Below are 22,275 nucleotides of genomic sequence, written 5' to 3' on the forward strand. Positions count from 1 at the left end.
CCGGTTACTTGCGCTCGCCGGTATCGATCGTGACCTCGGCGGAGAGCCCTGCGATCAGGCGGCGATCGGCGGGCTTGTCGAGCCGGATGCGCACTGGCACGCGCTGCGTCACCTTGACCCAGTTGCCGGTCGCATTCTGCGCGGGCAGCACCGAGAATTCCGCGCCTGTGCCCGCGCCGATGCTTTCGACCCGTCCGGTGAGCTTGAGCTCGGGATAGGCATCGAGCGTCACCTCGGCAGGCTGGCCGACGCGCATGTGATCGAGATCGGTTTCCTTGAAATTGGCCTCGATCCAGCTGCGGTCATCGACCACCAGCGTCAGCGCGGGCAGCCCGACGACCATCGCCTGGCCCTTTTGCAGCCGATCGGCCTGGACGACGCGGCCGCTGACCGGCGCGCGGATGACGGTGCGGGCGAGGTTGAGCGCGGCGGTCTCGCGGCGCACGCGCGCCTGCGCGATCGCGGGATTGATGCCAGGAACGGCGCTGCCGGTCGCCAGCTTCGCGCGGGCATCGGCGGCATCGGCCTGCGCCGCGCGCAATTGCTCGCGTGCCATCTGGACGCGGCGTTCGGCCTCGTCGAGCCGCGCCTTGGTGGTGAAACCGCGCGTCATCAGCGCCTGCTGCCGCTCGAGATCGATCCTAGCATAATCGATCGCATCCTGCGCCGCCGCAATGCCGACGCCGGTCGAGCGTGCCTCGCTGGCGAGCGTCGCGACCGAGACTTCGGCCCCGGCGATATCGGCATCGGCCTGGCGCACCGCGAGTTCATAGGGCTGCGGATCGATGCGGAACAGCACGTCGCCCGCCTTGACCGCCATGTTCTCGCGCACGCGGACGTCGATGATGGGCCCGCCAACCTCGGAGGTCACCGCCACCTTGTCCTGCTGCACATAGGCATTGTCGGTCGAGACATAGCGCCCGCCCGAAAGCCAGTAATAGCCGCCCGCCACCGCCAGCGCGAGCGGGACCGAGATCATCACCGCCCGCTTCAGCCACTTGCGCGGAGCCTTTTCCGCCGCCGGTTGCTGGACGGGTAAGGGAGAGGGTGCGCCCTGGGGTGGGGCGATCTCCGCCAAGTCCTCGCTCACCGATATGCGTTCGTCGCGGTCAAGCATCGACGGTCTCCTTGCGCGAGAGATTGGCGCGGACGCGCTCGACCAGCCCGGCGAGCATCTGGCGTTCGTCTTCGCTGAGCCCAGCAAAGGCATGGTCCTCGACCCGCTTCGCCTCGACTTCCAGCTGGCGGATCAGCCCGTCGGTCTTGTCGGTGAGATACAGGTTCCAGGCGCGCCGGTCATTGGGGTCGGGCTTGCGACAGACCATGCCGCTATCGGCCAGCCGGTCGATCATGCGCGACAGGGTGATTGGCTCGACCTCGAGCAGATCGGCCAGTTCGCTCTGCCGCATGCCCGGCTCGCGCTTCAGCCGAGCGACCGTGCGCCATTGCAGGCTGGTCATGCCGAGGTCACGCAACATGCCATCGAGCGTGCGGCGGTAGAGCCGCGCGGTGTCGTTGAGAAGAAAACCTACCGAGTCTGTCATGGCATGCGATATAATAGCATATGACATTATATGGAAGTGCAGTCAGCACAATTCCGGTTGCGCAAAACGCAATCTTTTGGCAGTCTGTGTGACATGACACTCACAGCCGATATCTTCTGGTCGTTCCGCTCGCCCTATAGCTATCTCGCGATGCGCCGCTATCGCGCGATGGAGGCGCAATATGACGTGCAGCTCAACCTGCGCCCGGTCTATCCGCTGGCGGTGCGCGAGCCGACATTCTTCGAGCGCAATCATCCCGGCTGGCTGCGCTACACGCTGACCGACGTGTTCCGCTTGTCGCAATATCTGGGCATTCCGTTCTTCCCGCCCAATCCAGATCCGATCGTGCAGGACATGGCGACCCGGACGATCGCGGCGGACCAGCCCTATATCTATCGCATCACCCGCATGGGCCAGGCCGCAGCGCGCAAGGGCAAGAGCCTCGCCTTTTGCGACGAGGTGTCGCAGCTCATCTGGGGCGGCACCGTGAACTGGCACGAGGGCGATCACCTCAAGCACGCAGCCGAACGCGCGGGGCTCGACCTGGTCGAGCTCGACGCGATCGCGGTTTCCGATGCCGAAGCGCTAGATGCCGAACTCGCCGCCAATCAGGAAGCGCTCGAAATGGCCGGGCATTGGGGCGTCCCGACCCTGGTGTTCCAAGGCGAACCCTTTTTCGGCCAGGACCGCATCGGACTTGCCATCTGGCGCATGGAACAGGCAGGCCTTAAAGAGCGGGGATGACCGCCACAGCCACCAGCATCACCACCACCCGCATCCGCTCCTTCGACGGCACTGAGCTTGCCGTGCACGAAACGGGGGAGGGGCGTCCGTTGCTGTTGCTGCACGGGCTGTTTTCCAGCGCGGAGACCAACTGGATCAAGTTCGGTCATGCCGGCAGGATCGCGGCGGCGGGCTATCGCGTGATCATGCCCGACCTACGCGCGCACGGGCAGAGCGGTGCGCCGCATGATCCGGCGGCCTATCCGCATGATGTGCTGGTCGATGATGCGCTGTTCCTGATCGACACTTTGGGGCTCGATGATTTCGATCTGGGCGGCTTTTCGCTCGGCGCGCGGACGACGGCGAAGTTGCTCGCCAGCGGGGTGACACCGCGCAAGGCGATCATGGCGGGCATGGGCTGGGAAGGGCTGACCGGATGGGGGCGGCGGCGCGATTTCTTCGTCACCGCGATCGACCGGCGCGACGAGGTCAAGCGCGGCGATCCGCATTTCATGGCGGTCGCCTTCATGAAGACCCAAGGCATCGATCCGGTGGCGGCGCGCCTGCTGCTCGACAGTTTCGGCGTGGTCGATACCGATGCGCTGGTCGCGCGCGACGTGCCGGTGCTGGTGGTCTGCGGCGCGGACGACCAGGACAATGGCTCCGCGCCCGAGCTGGCCCGCCAGCTGAAACATGCGACCTATCGCGAGATCAAGGGCACGCATATGTCGAGCGTGCTCGAACCCGCTCTGGCCGACGAGATCATCGCGTTCCTGGCGTACTGATCTGCGCCCCTGCACCCCGCCGGGTGCAACAAATGTTAGTCTCAGCGGTAGTGCTGCCGATCGATCCTCCAGATTTCGAACGGCGACCGCATGATCATACCCTCGACGCCCAGCGTCACGCGCATCCTTCAGGAAGTCTGGAAGCCGCTCAGCGTGCTGTTTGTCTGGGATGTGGTGGTAACGGTGGTCTACTATTTCCTGCCGTTCAAGGCACCGGGCCTGCCGTTGACCATTTTCGGCTCGGCGCTGGCGCTGTTCCTGGGGTTCAGGGACAACGCCGCCTATGCCCGCTGGTGGGAGGGGCGGGTGCTGTGGGGGCAGATGATCAATGCCTCGCGCAGCCTCGCCCGCGCGGCGCTGGCGTTCATCGATGACGCCACCGCGACTGGACGCGAAATCCGCCGCGATATCGTCACGCGACAGATCGCCTATGTCCACGCCCTTCGCGCGGCGCTGCGGCGGCAGAACGACTGCCCGGACCTCGAGCGTCTGCTGTCCGACGACGAGGTCAATCTGGTCAAGCAGCGGCGCAACGTGCCCAATGCGATCCATGACGGCACCGGCTATCTCGTCGCGCATGCCCGGCGCATCGGCGAGATCGACACCATCCAGCAAGCGCAGATCGAGGCGGTGCTGGTCGATATCTCGAACGCGCAGGGCGGGATGGAGCGGATCAAGAACACGCCGCTGCCGATGCAGTATCGCTTCTTCCCGGCGCTGTTCACCCGCGTCTTCTGCATCCTGCTTCCGATCGGGCTGGTCGAGACGCTGGGCATGGCGACGCCGGTCGGATCGACCATGGCGGGGCTGATGTTCCTCGCGATCCTGCAGATCGGCGAGGATCTGGTCGATCCGTTCGCCAACAGCGTGCACGACGTGCCGCTGAGCGCGATGTGCCGCACGATCGAGATCGACCTGCTCCAGGCGCTCGGCGAACCTGCGCCCGAACCGCTCGCGGAGGTGAAGGGCGTGCTCTGGTAGGCAGTGCCGGGGTAAGGCGTTGAATGCGCTTGACCTGACCGGGTGCCAGGCTCAATCCTGCCGGGCATAACCGATATTAAGGGTGCCCCGACATGATTATTCGTACTTCGGTCGCCGCGCTGGCGTTCGCGCTGGCCGTCCCCACCGCTGCCCTGGCCGAGGAGGCCGCGCCGCAGGCCGCTGCGGCCAAGCCGACCGCCGCCGATGCGGAGGCCTTTGTCGCGGCGGCGGAGAAGGAGGGCTTCGATTACACGGTCTCGGCCAGCCGGGTGTTCTGGATCAATTCGACCTATCTGACCGACGATACCAACGCGCTCGCCGCCGAGGTCGGGGCCAAGGGCACCGAGATGCAGGTGCGCTTCGCGCTCGAAGCGGCGAAGTACAAGGACGTCCCGGGCCTGAGCGAAGAGACGCGGCGCAAGCTTGACAAGCTGCGCGGCGGCATCGTGCTGCCCGCGCCGACCACCGAGGGCGCGGCGGCCGAGCTCAACACCATCGCGACCGAGCTTCAGTCGATCTACGGCAAGGGCAAGGGTACGCTCGACGGCAAGCCGGTCAGCGGATCGGACATCGAGGCGGCGATGGGCGATGTCCGCGATCCGGCGAAGCTCAAGGAAATGTGGGTCAGCTGGCACGACAATGTCGGCGCGCCGATGAAGGACGATTATGCGCGCATGGTCGAGATCGCCAACCAGGGCGCGCGCGAGCTGGGCTTCAAGAATGTCGGCGCGATGTGGCGCGGCCAGTATGACATGAGCGCCGACGAGTTCGCCGCGCTGACCGAAAAGCTGTGGCAGCAGGTCAAGCCGCTCTATGACGATCTGCACTGCTACACGCGCACCAAGCTGAACGAGAAATATGGCGATGCGGTGCAGCCCAAGACCGGCCCGATCCGCGCCGATCTGCTCGGCAACATGTGGGCGCAGGAATGGGGCAATATCTATGACGTCGTGGCCCCCGCAGGCGCGGGCGATATCGGCTATGACGTGACCGAGCTGCTCAAGGCGAAGAATTACGATCCGCTCAAGATGGTGAAGGGTGGCGAGGGCTTCTTCTCGTCGCTGGGCTTTTCGCCGCTGCCCGAAACCTTCTGGCAGCGCTCGCAATTCGTCAAGCCGCAGGACCGCGAGGTCGTGTGTCATGCCTCGGCCTGGGATATCGATAACAAGGACGATATCCGCATCAAGATGTGCATCAAGGTGAATGCCGACGACTTCACCACGATCCATCACGAGCTGGGGCACAATTACTATCAGCGGGCCTATAACAAGCAGGATCCGCTGCATCTCGACGGTGCCAACGATGGCTTCCACGAGGCGATCGGCGACATGGTCGCCCTCTCGATCACGCCAGATTATCTCGTCGAGATCGGCCTGCTGGACAAGGCCAAGGTGCCGGGTGCCGACAAGGATCTTGGCCTGCTGCTGCGCCAGGGCATGGACAAGCTCGCGTTCCTGCCCTTCGGCCTGCTGGTCGATCGCTGGCGCTGGGGCGTGTTCGATGGCTCGATCAAGCCCGCCGACTATAACGATGCTTGGACGGCACTGCGCCTGCAATATCAGGGCATCGTGCCCCCGGCGGAGCGGCCTGCCGATGCGTTCGATCCGGGCGCTAAATACCATATCCCCGGCAACACGCCCTATACCCGCTATTTCCTCGCGCGCATCCTGCAGTTCCAGTTCTACAAGGCGGCCTGTGACATCGCGGGCTGGAAGGGGCCGCTCCATCGTTGCAGCTTCTATGGCAACAAGGAAGTGGGCAACCGGCTGAACGCGATGCTGGAAATGGGTGCATCCAAGCCCTGGCCCGACGCGCTCGAAGCGTTTACCGGCACGCGCGAGATGGACGGCACGGCGCTGGTCGAATATTTCGCGCCGCTGCAGACCTGGCTCAAGGAGCAGAATAAAGGCAAGCAGTGCGGCTGGTGAGCCGCGCCTGTCAAAACCCCATCATCTAGCACCAAGGACAAGCGACGCGGCTGGAAGGCCGTCTCGCTTGCCCTTGCTGGTTGATGGAGTGGAAAATTTGGGGCCTGTCTTCCTGAAGCGGGGGGCGCCTCTATCTGGAAAACAGGCCCCGAGACACCGCGCGTGAGGGAATCGCGCGCTGCGCCTGACTGTCGGTCAATCAGTGAACGTTATAGGGCGCCCCTGCGGCGCTCGTGGTCGAGGGAACAACGTTCTGATCGACATAATCGCTATTTTCGTCTGCAGCGGTGGCAGCTGCCTGCTTGCCGCGGCGCGACAGGGCGATGGCCGCTGCAATCAGTGCGATGCCACCTGCTGCCAGACCGAGCGTCAGCGCCGGATGTGCCTTGGCCTGTCGGGCGGCATAGCGGCTGTTTTCGCTGACCTTCTCGGACAGCTCGCGGGCCACGACGGAGAGCCGCTCGCTGGCATTCTGCGCCAGTTCGTCGGCCTTGTCGCGCAACGGACCCATTTCGGTGGTCAGCGACTTGGCATTGTCGCTGATGATGGCAGCGGCTGCCGAAGCGTTACGCTTGGCGAGATCGGAAGCGATGCGCGCATTTTCCGCGATCACTTCACCCGCCAGCCGGGCAGTTTCGGTCGCCTTGGCGCGAAGCTCGTCACGGTTCTGATTGACCGATGCAAAGGCGCTGGCGGCTTCGGAGCGCGCACGCTCGGCCAGGTTCAATGCGTCGGTCTTGATCCGCTCAGCGGCGGTCTTGATGGCATCACTCATGGTGATCTCCTTGTACAATAAGGTAATTAGGTCCCCTGCACCGGATTGATTACGCCGATACAGGCAGAATGTTCCCTCGCGATCCGACCCGGGTGTGATTTCTTTCGACGACTGGACATGCAAACGGCCACCGGATTGCTCCGGCGGCCGCTGCATGTGTTCCTGCTGGGGTAAGACCCGGGATCAGGCCGCCGGCTCAAGCACCGGCCTGGCTTTTTTTGGCCCGTCTCCCGGGCCGGTACCGGGGCTGTCTGCGGCATCCTGCATCTTCTGATAGGGCGATGCATAGCGGTCGTGCAGATCCTGCCACTCCATCACCATGCTGCCGCCGGTTGCCTTGTGCTGCTTTTCCCACGCGCCCAGCATGTCGAGACAGGCATGGTCGATATGGTCGAGATGCTCGACATGGACATGGACTTCCCGTCCCGGCTTCACGGTTTCCAGCACGCTGGCGAGGCGCGGGATCGAGAAGAAGGTCGCCGATCCGTGCAGGAACACGTCGGTGCGGCCTGCCATCTCGTCATCCTCCAGATCGACCCGGACATGCGTGAACGTATAGACGACCTTGGCCGTTGCCAGCACGAAGCCGATGATCACGCCGGTAAGCAGATCGAACACCACGATGCCGCCCAGCGTGGCGAAATAGATCGCCAGTTCGACGCGGCCATAGGATGCGATCTTCTTGATCTGCGCGATGTTGACCAGCTTGTAGCCGGTATAGACGAGGATCGCGGCGAGCGCGGCGGTTGGGATCAGCGCCAGCAGCCAGGGCAGGGCGACGACGGTCGCCAGGATCCACCCGCCATGCATGATCGCCGAGATGCGCGACTTAGCGCCCGCCTGCACATTGGCCGAGGAGCGGACGATCACGCCCGTCATCGGCAGCGCGCCGACCGCGCCGCACAGCATGTTGCCGATGCCCTGCGCGCGCAGTTCCTTGTCGTACTTGGTGCGCGGCCCGGTGTGCATCTGGTCGACCGCCGTGGCGCACAGCAGCGTTTCGGCGCTGGCGACAAAGGCGAAGACCACGCCGAGCAGCAGGATTTCCATGGTCAGGCCGCGCTGCAGCGCTTCCATGGTCGGGATGTTGAGCGAAGCAATGATATTGTCGGGCACGGTGACGCGCTTGATGTCGAACCCGGCAAAGGCCGCCACCATCGTGCCGACGATCACCGCGATCAGCGGCGCGGGGACCACAGCCAGCTGCTTGGGCTTGAACTGGTTCCAGAGCAGGATCGCCGCGATGGTCGCTACGCCCGTGATCGCAGCCAGATGATGGCTGTCCATCGCCATCGGGAAGATGGCCTTGTAAATCGCCTCAGGGATCGAGATCAGGTTCTGGATACCGCTGCCGCGCGGGCTGTCATCGATCATCACGTGGAATTGCGAGCCCAGGATGAGCACGCCGATACCGGCGAGCATGCCGTGGATGACCGAAGGCGAGATAGCGCGGAACCACTGGCCGAGCCGGGCGATCCCGGCGAGCAGCTGAAGCGCGCCGGCGATCAGGCCGACGACGCCCATCATGATCAGGCCCTGTTCCTGGACCAGCTGATAGCACAGAACCGCGAGCCCTGCGGCGGGTCCGCTGACCTGGAGCGGCGAGCCCGCCAGGGAGCCGACGACCAGGCCGCCGATAATGCCGGTAATCAGACCGAGCGCGGGGGGGCGCGCCCGATGCGATGGCGACGCCAAGGCAGAGCGGAAGCGCCACCAGAAAGACGACGACCGATGCGAGCAGGTCCTGTGGCCAGCTCCGCTTCATCGTCTCGAGTTCACCCATCTGGGCGGTTGCTGCAGTCATGACCAGGGTCCTTGAATGAGGCGTTTCTCAGGTTCCGATCAGGCGGCGCACTGATGCTTTTCGAGCGCCAATGCGGCCATTTCGCTCGCATAATGTTCGTGCACCGGGGCAAACTTGCCCGTCGCCTCGTCATAGGCGGTGACGTCGCCGGTGCGGATGTCATAGACCCATCCGTGCAGTTGCAGGTCGCCCGCCGCCAGGCGCGCGGCGACCGAAGGGTGCGTTTTCAGATGGTTGAGCTGCAGGATGACATTCTGTTCGAGCAGCATCTGCATCTTGGCCGTATCGTCGAGATTGCTGCCAAGATGCTTCACCACCTCCACGGCAGCGCGCGAATAGCCCAGCCATTCGCGCACATGCGGCAGACTGTCGAGGCCTTCGGGGTTCATCGCGCCCTTCATCGCACCACATTCGGTATGGCCGCAGATCACGATGTGCGGAACCTTGAGCGCGGCGACCGCAAATTCGATCGACGCGGTCATGCCGCCGGTATGGTTGGTGTGCGGCGGAACGATATTGCCCGCGTTGCGGCAGATGAACAGCTCGCCCGGATCGGTCTGGGTGATCATCGCGGTTTCGATGCGCGAGTCCGAGCAGGTAATGAACAGCGCTTCGGGCGACTGGCCCTTGGCCAGGCTTTCGAACAGTTCCTGCTTCTCGGGGAAGACTTCGGTCTGGAAGCGGACGACGCCGGCGGCGAAATGGGGCATGGGGAGGCTCCTTGTTGAGGCTTAAGGTTTGGTTTGATCAGGACCAGAGTTCACGCACCTCGCGCAAATCTCCGGCCAAGGCCGCAGGGGCACGGGCTTCGACAAACGCGAGCCCGTCGGTGATCCAGCCAGCAATCTGCGGCTGGGCCAGGCGATAGAGATGCTGACGGCCATTGCGCCGTTCCTCGACCATGCGTGCGGTGCGCAGCAGGCTGAGATGCTGGGAAAGACGCGTCGGCGGAAGGTTGAGCTTTTCCGCCAGCGTGGTGACATCGCATTCGCCGGTGCGAAGCTCCTCGATCAGGCGAATCCGGTCCGGATGCGCGATCAGCTTGAAGACCTCGGCGAGTTCGCGGGCGACTGGAACACGGTGCGGCATGCCATCGAGTATGGCTATCCGCTAAACTAGGTCAATACATACCTGCAAATATATGCAGATGTTACGGTAACGGCGCTTCAGAAAAAGCAAGGGCCGCAATGGGTTGAGCGGTGCTCACCCCAATGCGGCCCTAGTCGTCCAGAAAGTCTGTTCAGCGCAGGTGATCAGCGGAACGGCGGCTCGTTGAACGCGCGCAGCTTGCGGCTGTGCAGCGAATTGCTCTCGTTGCGCAGCATCTCGCAGGTGCGGATACCGATCTGCATGTGTGCGGCGATCGCCTCCTCGTAGAAGCGATTCGCCTGGCCGGGGAGCTTCAGCTCGCCGTGCAACGGCTTGTCCGATACGCAGAGCAGCGTTCCGTACGGCACACGGAAGCGATAGCCCTGCGCGGCGATGGTCGCGCTTTCCATGTCGATCGCGACCGCGCGCGACTGCGAGAAGCGCAGCGCGCTGGTCGAATAGCGCAATTCCCAGTTGCGGTCGTCGGTGGTGACGACGGTACCGGTGCGCATCCGCCGCTTGAGGTCCGCGCCGCTGGTGCCGGAAATTTCCTCCGCAGCCTCCGCCAGGGCCTGCTGGATCTCGGCGATCGGCGGGATCGGGATTTCGGGGGGCAGCACCTCGTCCATGATATGGTCGTCGCGCAGATAGGCATGCGCGAGCACATAATCGCCGATCCGCTGCGTTGGGCGAAGGCCGCCGCAATGGCCGATCATCAGCCACACCTCGGGGCGCAGCACCGCGAGGTGATCGGTGATCGTCTTGGCGTTCGAAGGCCCGACGCCGATATTGACCAGGGTGATGCCGCCGAAATCGGGCGCAATCAGGTGATAGGCTGGCATCTGGTGCCGACGCCACGCGCTGTCGGCGACGAGCTGGCTGGGGTCCGCGCCCGGCTGGTCGGTGTAGAGCCCGCCCGCGCCCGACAGCGCGGTATAATGGCCCTTGCCGATCTGGCTGCACGCCCAGCCCACGAATTCATCGACATAGCGGTGATAGTTGGTGAACAGGATGAAGCGCTGGACATGCTCGGGCGGGGTGCCGGTATAGTGACGCAGGCGCGCCAGCGAGAAATCGGTGCGCAGCCCGTCGAACAGCGACAAGGGCCTTTCGCCGCCATAGCCGAACGACAGGAAGCCGTCGGCGATCTCGTCACCGATATCGGCGAGCTCGGTGGTCGGGAAATAGCGCGCCAGCTCGAGCGGCGTGATGCCGCCCAGCTCCGGCCCGGAAATGCCGTCGAGCACGTAAGGGAAGGGGATTTCCTGGTCGCTAGGCTCTACCGACATGACGACATCGTAATTGTCGCTGAGCAGGGTCAGCTGCTCGGTAAGATAGTCGGCGAACATGCGCGGGCGGGTGACCGTGGTGGTGTACACGCCCTGCGCGTTGAGGCGGCCGAAGGACAGGCCTGGCGCCGCCCCGCGTTCGTTGCCGTCATATTCGATTCGCAGGCACGGATAGCTGAACGCTCCGTTCGCGCGCAGCGCCGGATCGGGCGGCGTGCCGTTCTCGACAAAGGCGCGGATCGCGGTCTGGAGAGTGTGGACCGACTGCTCGTAATGGTCGGCAAGCTGGGTGATGATCGTTTCGATAGTGCTCATGTTAAGCTCTTAACGACTCCAGATGGCACTGTCATTACTGTTGTCGATGCTCGCCGAGCGCCAGATTTCAGGCGGTTGCATGCGCCGTCGCACACCGCTTATGATGCCCACGGGTCGGTTGGTGCGGGATGGAGTGGACGGATGACAGGTACAGGCAGGCAGATTCGCGCTGGCAGATTGCTGATACCGGCAGCACTGGCGCTGGTGGTGGCAGCTCCGGTCATGGCACAGCAACAGCAGGGGAATGCCGATGACAAGGTGGAGGTGACCGCCTTTACCCCGACCAGCGTGCGCGAAATCCTGGCGCCATTCGGCAATGGCGTCTCGATCGCCGACCGGCAGACGCCCGAGGGCCGTCCGTTCGTCGAGGCAAGCTTCGGCCAGTTGCGCATCAACATGTTCTTCACCGCCTGCCCGCCGAACCAGCCGACCCAGTGCCAGGGGCTGTACATGCTGGCCTTCTGGCCCAAGCCAGCAGAACGCAATCCGCAGAATCTTGCGCAGGCCGCAGGCGACTTCAACCGGCTGTACGAGTTCAGCAAGGCGGGCGTGTCGGTGGCAGGCGAACCCTTTGTCGCGCGCTATCTGATCAGCGATTTCGGTGTGAAGCGGGGCACGCTGCGGCGCGAGGTGACCAATTTCGTCGTGCTGGCGCAGCGCTTCAACCAAGAGGTGGTGAGCCCACCGGCGCAATGAGCGCTTGTTGCACTCTCCCCGGGCTGGGCAGGATGCAACCACAAAAAAGGCCGGGCTCCATCGCTGGAACCCGGCCTTTTTGAACCGTGATCGTCCGATCAGGCGGCGGCGTCTTCGCCTTCGCCTTCTTCGGGCTCGTCAACCGGGATGGTGCCCGGCTCGGCATTGGGGTCGAACTTTTCGACGAAGCCGGCGGGAGCCTGGTCTTCCTCGAACATCTGCGCCATCACGTCGACACCGGCCTTCTGCAGCTCGGCCTCGTCGTCGCTGCGTGCGACGTTGACGGTAACGCTGACCGACACTTCCGGGTGCAGCGCGATCTTGACCGGGAACACGCCCAGCGTCTTGATCGGGCGCTCCAGGATGATCATCGCCTTGGTGACATTGGCACCATCGGCGTTGAGCGCATCGGCGATGTCGCGGACCGACACCGAACCATAAAGCTGGCCGCTGTTCGACGAGGCGCGGATCAGAACGACCTGCATGCCGTCGACCGACTCGGCGCGCTTGGCTGCTTCGTCGCGCTTGGCGAGGTTTTCGGCCTCGATGCGCTCGCGATTGGCTTCGAACACCTTGCGGTTGGCTTCGTTGGCGCGCAGCGCCTTCTTGTTGGGCAACAGGAAGTTGCGGGCATAGCCGTCCTTGACGGTGACGACGTCACCGATCGAACCCAGCTTCTCGATCCGTTCGAGCAAAATGATCTGCATGTCCCTTGCTCCTTACTTCACGATGTACGGCAGCAGGCCGATATGGCGAGCGCGCTTGATGGCCTTGGACAGCTCGCGCTGCTTCTTGCCGGAAACCGCGGTGATGCGGCTGGGGACGATCTTGCCACGTTCGGACATGAAGCCCTGAAGCAGGCGCACATCCTTGTAATCAATGGCGGGAGCGTTCTTGCCCGAAAACGGGCAGGACTTGCGGCGGCGGAAAAATGGGCGTGCCATGTGTCGTTATCCCTTTCTGTCTCAGGCTTCGCGATCGCGGCGCGGGCGCCGTTCGCGGTCCTGCTTGCGCATCATCACCGACGGGCCGCTTTCCAGCTCGTCGACGCGCACGGTCAGGTAACGGATGATGTCTTCGTTGATCGAAGTCTGACGCTCCAGCTCGGCAACGACGCCGGCGGGGGCTTCGATGTTCAGCAGAACGAAGTGCGCCTTGCGGTTCTTCTGGATCTTGTAGGCGAGGTTGCGCAGACCCCAGGTCTCGGTCTTGGTGACCTTGCCTTCGTTCTGTTCGACAATCTCGGTTGCGGTCTGGGCCAGCGCGTCCACCTGGGCCTGGGACAGGTCCTGGCGCGCCAGAAACACATGCTCGTACATCGGCATGTTGGCTTCCTTTACTCATCTGCCGATCGCTGATGCGCGCCCCATGCGACACACCCCTCCGGCTTTCTTCATGCATGCGGAGGACGGTCAGTCGTCCGAAGGCAGGCGCGGGCTAATACCCAAAAACCGGAAGAAAGCAAGCGCCGAGACAAGAAAAAGCGGCATGGTGGAGTAAGGCTCCGAGTCCTGACTACGCTCTTTTCCGTCACCCCCGCGCATGCGGGGGTCCCGCTGCTGCGCGAGGGTGGTTGAAGGTAGCGGGATTCCCGCGTTCGCAGGAATGACGATGAGGGGTGACAGAGATGCCAGGCGCTGGCCAGGCGTGCGCTCAGCCGCCGTGGAAGATCAGCACCTGGTTGCGCCCGGTATTCTTGGCTTCGTACAGCGCGGCATCGGCATTGCGCAGCACCTGGCGGTTGGCCTCGCCAGGAATGAACGGCGCGACACCGGCAGAGAAGGTGATGCGGCCGATGGGCTCGCCATTCTCCTTGTTGACCAGCGAGCGTTCGGCAAGGTCCTCGCGAACCGCATCGATCTGCTTCTTCGCCTCGGCGGTGGTGGTGTTTTCCAGCACGATCACGAATTCCTCGCCGCCATGGCGTGCCAGATGGCAGTTGCCGCGGGTGAAGCCGTCGAGCGTCTTGGCGACCAGCTGCAGCACGCGGTCGCCCGCCTCATGACCATGCGTGTCGTTGACCTGCTTGAAATGGTCGATATCAATGAACGCGACCGACAGCGGTTCGAACCGCTCCTTGGCGCGGATGGTCGCAGCGGAGAATTGCTGCTCGAATGCCCAGCGGTTGGGCAGTCCGGTCAGCTGGTCGCGCTGTGCCTTTTCATTGGCCTCGTCGAGGCGGCTGCGCATCTGGCTCAGCTTCTTGGTGCTTTCGTCCAGGCTCTCGCTCGCCTTCTTGGTCGATTGCATCATCTGCGTGGTGATCTTGAGCAGCGCCTTGAACTGCGCCTCGATCGGCATGTCGGCCTGCTCGGCAGGATCAAGCTCGCGCATCCAGTCGAGCCGGGTCTGCAGCGCCTCGGCATAGGCCATGCTTTCCTTGCCGCTCTTGCTCAGCGTCTTGAAGCCCCCGGCGAGAAGCGCCTCGCTTTCGGCGACGAGCGCGTTGAGGTCCTGCACCTTCATCTGGCCTTCGCACTCGTCGAGGATTTCCGCGACCATCTCTGACGACAGGCGGCCATTGGTGTCGAGCTTGCGATCCACCGCGCCACGCAAGGCGTTGTTGCCGCCGTTGAGATACTCCCAGGCAAGCTTGTAGTTGTCCGGCACGGGGTCGAGCTGCACCTGCTCGAGGAACGAATAGACCTTGAGATATTGCTGCTTCTTGATGTTTTCGAAGACGGTCTCCCTTTTCGGAGCCTCCTCTTCCGCCTTGGCCTGGCCTGCCAGGATCGACGCGGCGAGTTTCATCCGGTCCCTGAGATTGCCGCGTGCTGCCTGGAGTTCTGCCATCGGTTGACCCAATCGTCCTTAATTGATCGTTCACTGGACTTAACGACCGGGGACGCGGCGGATTAAGCGTCAAAATTGCGCCAGATTATAAATTCTTGGCAGATGTCTGAGGGTTCTGGCTCCACGCGGTCCGGGCCGCGCCAAGTCCGGCATAGCGCGGCTGATCGATCAGGCAATTCTCGGCCGCCAGGCGGCGGAGATGGTGGTGCACGGCCGGTGTGACATGCGCCGGGTCCTGGCGTAGCGCGGCAACCAGAGCGGGGGCGTCATAGCCCAGAATTTCGAGCCGCCTCATCTGGCTGGCGCGGAAACCGGGGCCGAGCGCAGCGTCGCGCGCTGCCATGCCCAGCGCGTTGACCGCGACCTTCGCTTCGAACTTCGCATGGCCCTGTGCCGTGGCGGCGATCTTGCCATCGAGCCAAAAGCTGACGGCCTCTGTGAGCGCCGCACCGGTTGGCACACCGTTTTCGACGGCGATGTCCCCCGCGGGCCAATCCATCGGCGCGGGGACATCAACCAGTTCGTCCGACAGCATCAGCAGCAGATCGATTTCGACCTCCGAAACGCGGCGGCCGATAACCAGCCGTTCGGGATTGGCCTTGTCGCCACGCCGCCAGATATCGGCCATGATCAGGCAGCATATGCCCCACCACAGGCACGAATAGACCAGCCAGAAGCGAAAGCGCGTCCGGTCGACCGGCACGCCGGTAATGGCTTCATAATGCGCCAGCATGTCTTCAGGCTGCGCAAAGCCGCCAAGTACCTTGTCATAGCGCCCGAAGCGCCAGCTGGGGATGCAGCCAAAGGCCAGGTCCTGCACCGGATCGCCCAGATGCGCGAGCTCCCAGTCGAGCACGGCGGAAAGCCCCTGAGGCGTGACCAGCAGGTTGCCCATGCGAAAATCGCCATGGCACAGGCGCGGCTCTACCGGATCGGGCAGCGTGCGCTCGAGCCAGCCGAAAGCGAGCGCGTAGATGGGCGATATTCCGCCCAGATCGCGCCAGCGCGCCTCGAGATCGGCCAGCATCTGGGCCGGGCTGCGATAGGTCAGTGACGAGGGCAGGCTGGCAGGCGCGATCGCGTGGATCGCCGCGAGCTGCTCGGCCCATTGTTGCGGCAGGCTTTCGAGCGCACCTGCATAAGCCGGATCGCGCAACAGCACCTGGGGCAGCGCCTCTCCGGGGGCGCAGGCCATGATGAAGCCCTCGCCCAGGCCATCGTCGCGGGTCAGGCGCGCGCGCACTGCCGGGGCCATCACGCCATGCGCCACCGCACTTTCGATAACGTCGGCCTGCCCGTCGAGATCAAGCGCGCCGGAATCGATCGCGGCGTCATCCGCACGCAGCCCCTCCGGCATGCGCCGCAGGATCAGCGCCTCATCGCCCCAGGCGAAGCGCCAGCTCTGCATGCTCGCGCCGCCGGAAAGCCGTTTGAGCCCGGCGAGCGGTCCGTCGCCCCCAAGCTTGGCGCGGCAAAGCGTTTCCAGCCTCTCGGCAAATGCGGTATCGTCCATGCCCTGGTGTTAATCGATCGGTTAAACTGCCGCAAGCCGCTTGCCACCAACTGCCTTGCAACTATGGGGCAACAGGATTAACGGGCGGCGCTTGACGCAGGGGCTGGAGGGCGCCGGCGCGATCTTGTGGGGCGAGGGACGACGATAGTCATGACACGCGCATTCATTTTTCCGGGACAGGGCAGTCAGAAGGTCGGCATGGGCAAGGCCCTGGCCGAAGCGAGCGCCGAGGCGCGCGCGGTGTTCGAGGAGGTCGACGAGGCGCTCGGCCAGAACCTGTTCAAGCTGATGACCGAAGGTCCGGCAGACGAGCTGCAACTGACCGAGAACGCGCAGCCCGCGATCATGGCCAACGCGATCGCGGTGTTCCGCGCGCTCCAGGGGCAGGCGGGCGACGGGCCGGTCAGCTTTGCCTATGTCGCGGGACACAGCCTGGGCGAATATAGCGCGCTGTGCGCGGCAGGATCGATTGATCTGGCGACGACCGCAAAGCTGCTCAAGCTGCGCGGCCAGGCGATGCAGGCGGCGGTGCCGGTAGGCGAGGGCGCCATGGCCGCCTTGCTCGGCATCGAGTTCGAGGAAGCGCTGAAGGCCGCCGAACAGGCTGCGGGGAGCCAGGTCTGCGCTGTCGCCAACGACAATGCCTTCGGCCAGGCGGTGATTTCTGGTCATGCCGCAGCCGTCGAGCGCTGCCTGCCGATCGCCAAGGACATGGGCGCGCGCAAGGCGATGATGCTTCCCGTATCCGCACCGTTCCATTGCGCGCTGATGCAGCCCGCCGCCGAACGCATGGCCGATGCGCTGGCGGCAACCGAGATCAGGGACCCCATCGTGCCGCTGTTCGCCAACGTCACCGCCGCACCGGTCGGCGATGCGGGAACGATCCGCAGCCTACTGGTCGATCAGGTCACCGGCATGGTCCGCTGGCGGGAGTCGGTCATCGCCATGCGCGATGCGGGCGTCGACCATTTCATCGAACTGGGCGGCAAGGTGCTGGTCCCGATGATCAAGCGCATCGTCGAGGATGTCGACAGCGAGAGCATCGTCGAGATGAGCGATATCGACAGCCTGCTCGAAGCGGTTTGATGTTCAACTCCTCTCCCTTTACGGGAGAGGATACGAAGGCTTGGCAGCTTGCTGCCTAGCCGGTGTTGGAGAGGGCTGGGCGGGATCACGCCCCCTCTCCCGCTGCGACTAGGCGGACAAGCCGCCAAGTCTCGCGGCCTCTCCTGCAAGGGGAGAGGCAAAGCTATGGAGAATTTCGCATGTTCGATCTTACAGGCATGACCGCTCTGGTCACTGGCGCGAGCGGGGGTATCGGGTCGGCCATCGCGCGCGGGCTCGCTGCGCATGGCGCACGGCTGGCGCTGTCGGGCAGCAACGAAGCCAAGCTCAAGGGTTTTGCCGCCTCGCTGGGCGGTGACCATGTCGCGCTGACCTGCAACCTGTCCGATCCGGCCGCCGTCGACGCGCTCGTCCCGCAGGCGGTCGAGGCGCTGGGATCGCTCGACATCCTGGTCAACAATGCCGGCATCACCCGGGATAACCTCGCCATGCGGATGAAGGACGAGGAATGGGCGGACGTGATCCGCGTCAACCTGGAAGCCGCGTTTCGCCTGTGCCGCGCCGCCGCCAAGCCGATGATGAAGGCGCGCTTCGGCCGCATGATCTCGATCACCAGCGTGGTCGGCGCGACCGGCAATCCGGGCCAGGCCAATTATGCCGCGTCGAAGGCGGGGCTGGTCGGTATGTCCAAGGCGCTGGCGGCAGAGCTCGCCAGCCGCAACATCACCGTCAATTGCGTCGCGCCGGGCTTTATCGCATCGGCCATGACCGAGGTTCTGCCCGAAGCGCAGAAATCGGCCTTGATGGCCCGCATTCCTGCAGGCAAGCTGGGCGAGGGCGATGATGTCGCAGCGGCGGTGGTCTATCTCGCCAGCCGCGAGGCAGGCTATGTCACCGGTCAGACGCTGCACGTCAATGGCGGCATGGCGATGCTGTAACGCAGCCCTCTTGCCAGCCGATAAAAGCGGCATTAGGGCGAGGCAGTGATTTCAGTTCGCATTTTTCGTTACACACAAATCGAAGGAACTCTGAATGAGTGAGACTGGCGACCGCGTCAAAAAAATCGTGATCGAGCATCTCGGCGTGGAAGCCGAGAAGGTCACCGAAGACGCAAGCTTCATCGACGATCTGGGCGCCGACAGCCTTGACATCGTCGAGCTGGTGATGGCGTTCGAAGAAGAGTTCGGCGTCGAAATCCCCGACGATGCTGCCGAGAAGATCAGCACCGTCAACGATGCCATCGAATATATCGACAGCCACAAGGGCTGATTTGCTGCTGGCACAGGGGCCCATCGCACCGGCAAGGCACCGCGTCGAAACCGATCGGCGGGCCGGGTCCGGTGGGCAGCGTCGCTGCTTTGCGGCAGCGACCATGTGAAGATAGGATGGCTTCCCTGATCGTCGTCTCGGCGACGCGGGGAAGCCATTTTTCATTTTCGACGAACGTCGTTCGCGGGCGCTTGGGCCCGCAGACGTCGCAACAGGTTTTTCAGGAGTGGGGCGAATGCGCCGTGTAGTCATTACGGGTCTGGGTCTGGTCACGCCGTTGGGCGCCGATGTCGAGACCGCGTGGAGCAATCTGATCGCTGCCAAATCGGGCGCGGGCACGATTACCCGTTTCGACGCGAGCGAGTACAAGTGCCGGATCGCTTGCGAGGTCAAGCCTGCGACACACGAATATGGCTTCGACCCCAACAAGCGCGTCGACCACAAGGTGCAGCGCCAGGTTGACCCGTTCATCATCTACGGCATCGATGCCGCGGGCCAGGCGCTGGAAGATGCAGGTCTGACCGACATGAGCGAGGCCGAGCGGCTGCGCGCGGGCTGCTCCATCGGTTCGGGCATCGGCGGACTGCCGGGCATTGCCAGCGAGTCGCTGGTGCTCAACGAAAAGGGACCGGGCCGCGTCAGCCCGCATTTCGTCCATGGCCGGCTGATCAACCTGATCTCGGGCCAGGTCAGCATCAAGTACGGGCTGATGGGACCCAACCACGCGGTGGTGACCGCCTGCTCGACCGGCGCGCATTCGATTGGCGATGCCGCGCGGATGATCGCGCTCGACGATGCCGACGTGATGCTCGCGGGCGGCGCGGAAGGCGCGATCTGCCCGATCGGCATTGCCGGGTTCGCCCAGGCCCGCGCGCTTTCCACCGGCTTCAACGATACACCCGAGCGCGCATCGCGTCCCTATGATGTCGACCGCGACGGTTTCGTCATGGGCGAAGGCGCGGGCGTCGTGGTGCTGGAGGAATATGAGCGGGCCAAGGCGCGCGGCGCGAAGATCTATGCCGAGGTCATCGGCTATGGCCTGACCGGCGATGCCTATCACGTCACCGCGCCGCACCCCGAAGGCTCGGGCGCGTTCCGCTCGATGGAAATGGCGCTGCGCAAGTCCGGCCTGTCGCTGGAAGACATCGACTATATCAATGCCCACGGCACCTCGACCCCGCTGGGCGACGAGCTGGAGCTGGGCGCGGTCCGCCGCCTGTTCGGCAGCGCGATCGACACGCTGTCGATGAGCAGCACCAAGTCGGCGATCGGCCACCTACTGGGCGGCGCGGGCGCGGTGGAATCGATCTTCTGCGTGCTGGCGCTGCGCGACCAGATCGTGCCGCCGACGCTCAACCTCGACAATCCGAGCGAGAGCTGCCTCGGCGTCGACCTCGTCCCGCACAAGGCCAAGGAGCGCAAGGTGCGCGCGGTGCTCAACAACAGCTTCGGCTTTGGCGGCACCAATGCCAGCCTGATCATGAAGGCGGTCTGAGCCCATCATGCTGCGCCGTCTGGGATGCATCGTTCTGGCAGGCGCTGCGGCGCTGGTGCTGCTGATCGGCGGCAATTTCTATTGGGGCTGGACCGCGTCCGGCCCCGCGCCCGAAGAGCTGTCCGTGGTCATCCCGGTGGGCAGTTCGCTCGCCAGCGCGGCGCAGGTGCTCGAGGAAAAGGGCGCGATCAGCTCGGCCGGCGCGTTCCTCAACCGCGCGAAGGTGTTCGGCGGCAGTGACCCGATCAAGGCCGGCGAATTCGTCATTCCCGCAGGCGCGAGCAACGCGCAGATTCTCGACATCCTTCAGGGCGGCGCGGTCATCCGCCGCATGGTCACCGTGCCTGAGGGCATGCCGAGCATCCTGGTGCACGAGAAGCTGATGGCGGAAAAGCTGCTCACCGGCGACGTGCCCGTGCCGGAAGAGGGCACCATCCTGCCCGAAAGCTACAGCTTCGAACGCGGCGAGAAGCGCATCGCGGTGATGCTGCGCATGCAGAAGGCGATGCAGGATACCATCGCCGAACTCTGGCCCAACCGTTCCCCCGACACGGTCGCCAAGACCCCGCAAGAGGCGGTCACCCTGGCCGCGATCGTCGAGAAGGAGACCGGCAAGGCGTCCGAACGGCGGATGATCGCGGGCGTGTACAGCAACCGCATCCGCAAGGGCATGATGCTGCAGGCGGACCCGACGATCATCTACCCGATCACGCGCGGCAAGCCGCTCGGCCGCCGCATCCGCCAATCCGAAATCTCGGCGGTGAACGACTATAATACCTATGCGATGACCGGGCTGCCCAAGGGACCGATCACCAATCCTGGCCGCGCCTCGATCGAGGCGGTGCTCAACCCGGCGCGGACCGATGCGCTGTACTTCGTTGCCGACGGCACCGGCGGGCATGTGTTTGCCAGCACGCTGGCCGACCATAACCGCAATGTCGAGAAGTGGTTCGCCATCCGCCGCGCCAGGGGCGAGATGTAATCAGCGGCTCCAGCGGCGCTTCCGTGCGGTGAGCGTCAACCAGATTTCCAGCACGATCGATCCGGCGACCAGCGCCTGGAAGCCGAGTACGCTGGCATCCAGCCGCGAAGGGTCAGCGAACAGCCAGGCGTTCTGCAGCACCAGCCCGACCGCCGAGGCGATGAACAGCCAGAGAGCGAAGTTACGCCGGAGCAGCAGAGCGATCGCACCTGCCGTCCCTGCCACCGTCGCCAGTACGAAGCCGTAAAAGGCGATGGCGGGGCGCGCTGCGTAAAGAGCCTGCTGCTCGGGGGCGAGCTTCGAAACATCGCCAAGGCCCAGCACGGGGTCGAACAGCAGGGCGACAAGGCCGATGACGTTCCATGCCAGCAGAACGATGGCCAGCAGCCAGAACCAGCCCAAGGGCCGTGACAGGATCATTGAGGCTCCCTCCCGATGCATTCAAAATGAAGATATTCTGTGACTATTGCAACCATGTCACGCCGTTCTGCGCGCGGTCCAATCGAGTGTCATGGCCAATGCGACCAAATCATCGAAAAAAGCGATCACGGCACACGAATGTTTTCATTTCACTTGGCAGCTGCGCTTGCCTAGATGCTGCACTGCAAAACATATTCCCCCATCGTTCAAGGAGTTTCCCATGATCGGACGTCAGGTTCCCAATGTCTGCCTCAAGACGCGCGTGCGCGACGACAGCATCGAAGGCCCCAACCCCTTCCGTTGGGAAGACAAGCTCACCGGCGATCTGGTCGCCGGCAAGCGCGTGGTCATCTTCTCGCTGCCCGGCGCGTTCACCCCGACCTGCTCGAACTCGCAGGTTCCGGGCTTCGAAGCCATGTACGACGATTTCCGCGCCGAAGGCATCGACGAAATCTACTGCGTGTCGGTCAACGACGCATTCGTGATGTACCAGTGGGGCAAGTCGCTGGGCGTCGAGAAGGTCAAGCTGCTTCCCGATGGTTCGGCCGACTTCACCCGCCGCATGGGCATGCTGATCCGCAAGGACCATGTCGGTTTCGGTGAGCGCAGCTGGCGCTATGCGATGGTCGTCGACAATGGCGTGATCACCGACTGGTTCGAAGAGCCGGGCATCAACGACCATGGCCTGGACAACGATCCCTATGGCGAAACCGCTCCGGAAAACGTGCTGGCCAAGATCAAGGCGAAGCAGCCCGAACTGGCCTGAGCCGACTGACAGACGAAATCCCTAGACGGGTCGCAAGCGGGGG

Annotated in this window: 24 protein-coding genes; 11 read left to right on the forward strand and 13 right to left on the reverse strand. The window is 64.0% G+C overall.

Annotated features, from left to right (window positions below):
- Positions 1-4: 4 nt before the first annotated feature.
- Positions 5-1,117, reverse strand: coding sequence for an HlyD family secretion protein (locus tag FG486_RS11025; RefSeq protein WP_241695695.1), 1,113 nt, complete (start codon positions 1,115-1,117; stop codon positions 5-7).
- A complete protein-coding gene (locus FG486_RS11030; protein ID WP_181267522.1) occupies positions 1,110-1,544 on the reverse strand; it encodes a MarR family winged helix-turn-helix transcriptional regulator in 435 nt (144 codons plus the stop codon). Before FG486_RS11030 ends, FG486_RS11025 begins: the two co-directional genes overlap by 8 nt.
- A gap of 93 nt (positions 1,545-1,637) precedes the next feature.
- On the opposite strand from FG486_RS11030, the gene FG486_RS11035 reads away from it, so the two are divergent.
- From FG486_RS11035 to FG486_RS11050, 4 genes are all read left to right on the forward strand, one after another.
- Positions 1,638-2,288 (forward strand): 2-hydroxychromene-2-carboxylate isomerase, encoded by a 651-nt coding sequence (locus FG486_RS11035; RefSeq protein WP_181267523.1) that lies wholly within the window; start codon positions 1,638-1,640, stop codon positions 2,286-2,288.
- Positions 2,285-3,052 carry an alpha/beta fold hydrolase gene (locus FG486_RS11040; RefSeq protein WP_181267524.1) on the forward strand — a complete coding sequence of 256 codons (768 nt, stop codon included), beginning with the start codon at positions 2,285-2,287 and terminating at the stop codon, positions 3,050-3,052. The genes FG486_RS11035 and FG486_RS11040 overlap by 4 nt, the downstream gene beginning before the upstream one ends.
- A 90-nt stretch (positions 3,053-3,142) precedes the next feature.
- A complete protein-coding gene (locus tag FG486_RS11045) occupies positions 3,143-4,033 on the forward strand; it encodes a bestrophin family protein (RefSeq protein WP_181267525.1) in 891 nt (296 codons plus the stop codon).
- A gap of 92 nt (positions 4,034-4,125) precedes the next feature.
- The gene (locus tag FG486_RS11050; protein WP_181267526.1) at positions 4,126-5,961 is read left to right on the forward strand and encodes a M2 family metallopeptidase; all 1,836 of its coding nucleotides are present in this window, start codon (positions 4,126-4,128) and stop codon (positions 5,959-5,961) included.
- A 199-nt stretch (positions 5,962-6,160) separates the two neighbouring features.
- On the opposite strand, the gene FG486_RS11055 is transcribed toward FG486_RS11050, so the two are convergent.
- The 5 genes from FG486_RS11055 to FG486_RS11075 form a co-directional block, all read right to left on the reverse strand.
- Positions 6,161-6,736, reverse strand: coding sequence for a hypothetical protein (locus FG486_RS11055; RefSeq protein WP_137775308.1), 576 nt, complete (start codon positions 6,734-6,736; stop codon positions 6,161-6,163).
- A gap of 183 nt (positions 6,737-6,919) precedes the next feature.
- Entirely contained in the window at positions 6,920-8,431 is a 1,512-nt protein-coding gene (locus FG486_RS11060) for a SulP family inorganic anion transporter (protein WP_241695696.1), read from the reverse strand.
- A gap of 147 nt (positions 8,432-8,578) precedes the next feature.
- The gene (locus FG486_RS11065; RefSeq protein WP_181267527.1) at positions 8,579-9,250 is read right to left on the reverse strand and encodes a carbonic anhydrase; all 672 of its coding nucleotides are present in this window, start codon (positions 9,248-9,250) and stop codon (positions 8,579-8,581) included.
- Between the two features lie 37 nt (positions 9,251-9,287).
- Positions 9,288-9,629: an ArsR/SmtB family transcription factor gene (locus FG486_RS11070; RefSeq protein ID WP_023836478.1), complete on the reverse strand. Its 342-nt coding sequence runs from the start codon at positions 9,627-9,629 to the stop codon at positions 9,288-9,290.
- A gap of 164 nt (positions 9,630-9,793) precedes the next feature.
- Complete coding sequence (locus FG486_RS11075; RefSeq protein ID WP_066280376.1) at positions 9,794-11,233, reverse strand: AMP nucleosidase; 1,440 nt, start codon at positions 11,231-11,233, stop codon at positions 9,794-9,796.
- Positions 11,234-11,374: 141 nt separating this feature from the next.
- On the opposite strand from FG486_RS11075, the gene FG486_RS11080 reads away from it, so the two are divergent.
- Positions 11,375-11,929, forward strand: a complete 555-nt coding sequence (locus FG486_RS11080; RefSeq protein WP_181267528.1) for a YbjN domain-containing protein — start codon at positions 11,375-11,377, stop codon at positions 11,927-11,929.
- A 98-nt stretch (positions 11,930-12,027) separates the two neighbouring features.
- Here FG486_RS11080 and rplI read toward each other — a convergent pair whose 3' ends face one another.
- From rplI to FG486_RS11105, 5 genes are all read right to left on the reverse strand, one after another.
- Positions 12,028-12,636 (reverse strand): 50S ribosomal protein L9, encoded by a 609-nt coding sequence (gene rplI / locus FG486_RS11085; RefSeq protein WP_023836481.1) that lies wholly within the window; start codon positions 12,634-12,636, stop codon positions 12,028-12,030.
- A gap of 12 nt (positions 12,637-12,648) precedes the next feature.
- Complete coding sequence (rpsR, locus tag FG486_RS11090) at positions 12,649-12,873, reverse strand: 30S ribosomal protein S18 (protein WP_023836482.1); 225 nt, start codon at positions 12,871-12,873, stop codon at positions 12,649-12,651.
- A 21-nt stretch (positions 12,874-12,894) separates the two neighbouring features.
- Entirely contained in the window at positions 12,895-13,254 is a 360-nt protein-coding gene (gene rpsF / locus FG486_RS11095; RefSeq protein WP_023836483.1) for a 30S ribosomal protein S6, read from the reverse strand.
- 328 nt (positions 13,255-13,582) lie between these two features.
- The gene (locus tag FG486_RS11100; RefSeq protein ID WP_181267529.1) at positions 13,583-14,722 is read right to left on the reverse strand and encodes a GGDEF domain-containing protein; all 1,140 of its coding nucleotides are present in this window, start codon (positions 14,720-14,722) and stop codon (positions 13,583-13,585) included.
- 85 nt (positions 14,723-14,807) lie between these two features.
- Positions 14,808-16,235 (reverse strand): phosphotransferase family protein, encoded by a 1,428-nt coding sequence (locus FG486_RS11105; protein ID WP_181267530.1) that lies wholly within the window; start codon positions 16,233-16,235, stop codon positions 14,808-14,810.
- A 150-nt stretch (positions 16,236-16,385) separates the two neighbouring features.
- Between FG486_RS11105 and fabD the strand changes: the two genes are divergently transcribed.
- The 5 genes from fabD (at position 16,386) to mltG (ending at position 21,046) form a co-directional block, all read left to right on the forward strand.
- A complete protein-coding gene (gene fabD, locus FG486_RS11110; RefSeq protein ID WP_181267531.1) occupies positions 16,386-17,321 on the forward strand; it encodes an ACP S-malonyltransferase in 936 nt (311 codons plus the stop codon).
- A gap of 179 nt (positions 17,322-17,500) precedes the next feature.
- Complete coding sequence (gene fabG, locus FG486_RS11115) at positions 17,501-18,238, forward strand: 3-oxoacyl-[acyl-carrier-protein] reductase (protein ID WP_181267532.1); 738 nt, start codon at positions 17,501-17,503, stop codon at positions 18,236-18,238.
- Positions 18,239-18,332: 94 nt separating this feature from the next.
- Positions 18,333-18,569, forward strand: coding sequence for an acyl carrier protein (locus FG486_RS11120; RefSeq protein ID WP_023836488.1), 237 nt, complete (start codon positions 18,333-18,335; stop codon positions 18,567-18,569).
- Positions 18,570-18,804: 235 nt separating this feature from the next.
- Entirely contained in the window at positions 18,805-20,064 is a 1,260-nt protein-coding gene (gene fabF, locus FG486_RS11125) for a beta-ketoacyl-ACP synthase II (RefSeq protein WP_066280358.1), read from the forward strand.
- Between the two features lie 10 nt (positions 20,065-20,074).
- Positions 20,075-21,046 carry an endolytic transglycosylase MltG gene (gene mltG / locus FG486_RS11130; RefSeq protein WP_422125054.1) on the forward strand — a complete coding sequence of 324 codons (972 nt, stop codon included), beginning with the start codon at positions 20,075-20,077 and terminating at the stop codon, positions 21,044-21,046.
- On the opposite strand, the gene FG486_RS11135 is transcribed toward mltG, so the two are convergent.
- Positions 21,047-21,466, reverse strand: coding sequence for a hypothetical protein (locus tag FG486_RS11135; protein ID WP_181267534.1), 420 nt, complete (start codon positions 21,464-21,466; stop codon positions 21,047-21,049).
- A 220-nt stretch (positions 21,467-21,686) separates the two neighbouring features.
- Here FG486_RS11135 and FG486_RS11140 point away from each other — a divergent pair, with 220 nt between their 5' ends.
- Positions 21,687-22,232, forward strand: coding sequence for a peroxiredoxin (locus tag FG486_RS11140; protein WP_066114329.1), 546 nt, complete (start codon positions 21,687-21,689; stop codon positions 22,230-22,232).
- The last annotated feature ends 43 nt before the right edge of the window (positions 22,233-22,275 follow it).

This window comes from Blastomonas ursincola, from assembly GCF_013607875.1.
GTDB classification, from domain to species: domain Bacteria; phylum Pseudomonadota; class Alphaproteobacteria; order Sphingomonadales; family Sphingomonadaceae; genus Blastomonas; species Blastomonas ursincola.

Excerpts from the sequence above, each read along its gene's own strand:
- FG486_RS11025 (WP_241695695.1), bottom strand. The coding sequence starts at position 1,117 with ATGCTTGACCGCGACGAACGCATATCGGTGAGCGAGGACTTGGCGGAG.
- FG486_RS11030 (WP_181267522.1), bottom strand. The coding sequence starts at position 1,544 with ATGACAGACTCGGTAGGTTTTCTTCTCAACGACACCGCGCGGCTCTAC.
- FG486_RS11035 (WP_181267523.1), top strand. The coding sequence starts at position 1,638 with ATGACACTCACAGCCGATATCTTCTGGTCGTTCCGCTCGCCCTATAGC.
- FG486_RS11040 (WP_181267524.1), top strand. The coding sequence starts at position 2,285 with ATGACCGCCACAGCCACCAGCATCACCACCACCCGCATCCGCTCCTTC.
- FG486_RS11045 (WP_181267525.1), top strand. The coding sequence starts at position 3,143 with ATGATCATACCCTCGACGCCCAGCGTCACGCGCATCCTTCAGGAAGTC.
- FG486_RS11050 (WP_181267526.1), top strand. The coding sequence starts at position 4,126 with ATGATTATTCGTACTTCGGTCGCCGCGCTGGCGTTCGCGCTGGCCGTC.
- FG486_RS11055 (WP_137775308.1), bottom strand. The coding sequence starts at position 6,736 with ATGAGTGATGCCATCAAGACCGCCGCTGAGCGGATCAAGACCGACGCA.
- FG486_RS11065 (WP_181267527.1), bottom strand. The coding sequence starts at position 9,250 with ATGCCCCATTTCGCCGCCGGCGTCGTCCGCTTCCAGACCGAAGTCTTC.
- FG486_RS11070 (WP_023836478.1), bottom strand. The coding sequence starts at position 9,629 with ATGCCGCACCGTGTTCCAGTCGCCCGCGAACTCGCCGAGGTCTTCAAG.
- FG486_RS11075 (WP_066280376.1), bottom strand. The coding sequence starts at position 11,233 with ATGAGCACTATCGAAACGATCATCACCCAGCTTGCCGACCATTACGAG.
- FG486_RS11080 (WP_181267528.1), top strand. The coding sequence starts at position 11,375 with ATGACAGGTACAGGCAGGCAGATTCGCGCTGGCAGATTGCTGATACCG.
- rplI (WP_023836481.1), bottom strand. The coding sequence starts at position 12,636 with ATGCAGATCATTTTGCTCGAACGGATCGAGAAGCTGGGTTCGATCGGT.
- rpsR (WP_023836482.1), bottom strand. The coding sequence starts at position 12,873 with ATGGCACGCCCATTTTTCCGCCGCCGCAAGTCCTGCCCGTTTTCGGGC.
- rpsF (WP_023836483.1), bottom strand. The coding sequence starts at position 13,254 with ATGCCGATGTACGAGCATGTGTTTCTGGCGCGCCAGGACCTGTCCCAG.
- FG486_RS11100 (WP_181267529.1), bottom strand. The coding sequence starts at position 14,722 with ATGGCAGAACTCCAGGCAGCACGCGGCAATCTCAGGGACCGGATGAAA.
- FG486_RS11105 (WP_181267530.1), bottom strand. The coding sequence starts at position 16,235 with ATGGACGATACCGCATTTGCCGAGAGGCTGGAAACGCTTTGCCGCGCC.
- fabD (WP_181267531.1), top strand. The coding sequence starts at position 16,386 with ATGACACGCGCATTCATTTTTCCGGGACAGGGCAGTCAGAAGGTCGGC.
- fabG (WP_181267532.1), top strand. The coding sequence starts at position 17,501 with ATGTTCGATCTTACAGGCATGACCGCTCTGGTCACTGGCGCGAGCGGG.
- FG486_RS11120 (WP_023836488.1), top strand. The coding sequence starts at position 18,333 with ATGAGTGAGACTGGCGACCGCGTCAAAAAAATCGTGATCGAGCATCTC.
- fabF (WP_066280358.1), top strand. The coding sequence starts at position 18,805 with ATGCGCCGTGTAGTCATTACGGGTCTGGGTCTGGTCACGCCGTTGGGC.
- FG486_RS11135 (WP_181267534.1), bottom strand. The coding sequence starts at position 21,466 with ATGATCCTGTCACGGCCCTTGGGCTGGTTCTGGCTGCTGGCCATCGTT.
- FG486_RS11140 (WP_066114329.1), top strand. The coding sequence starts at position 21,687 with ATGATCGGACGTCAGGTTCCCAATGTCTGCCTCAAGACGCGCGTGCGC.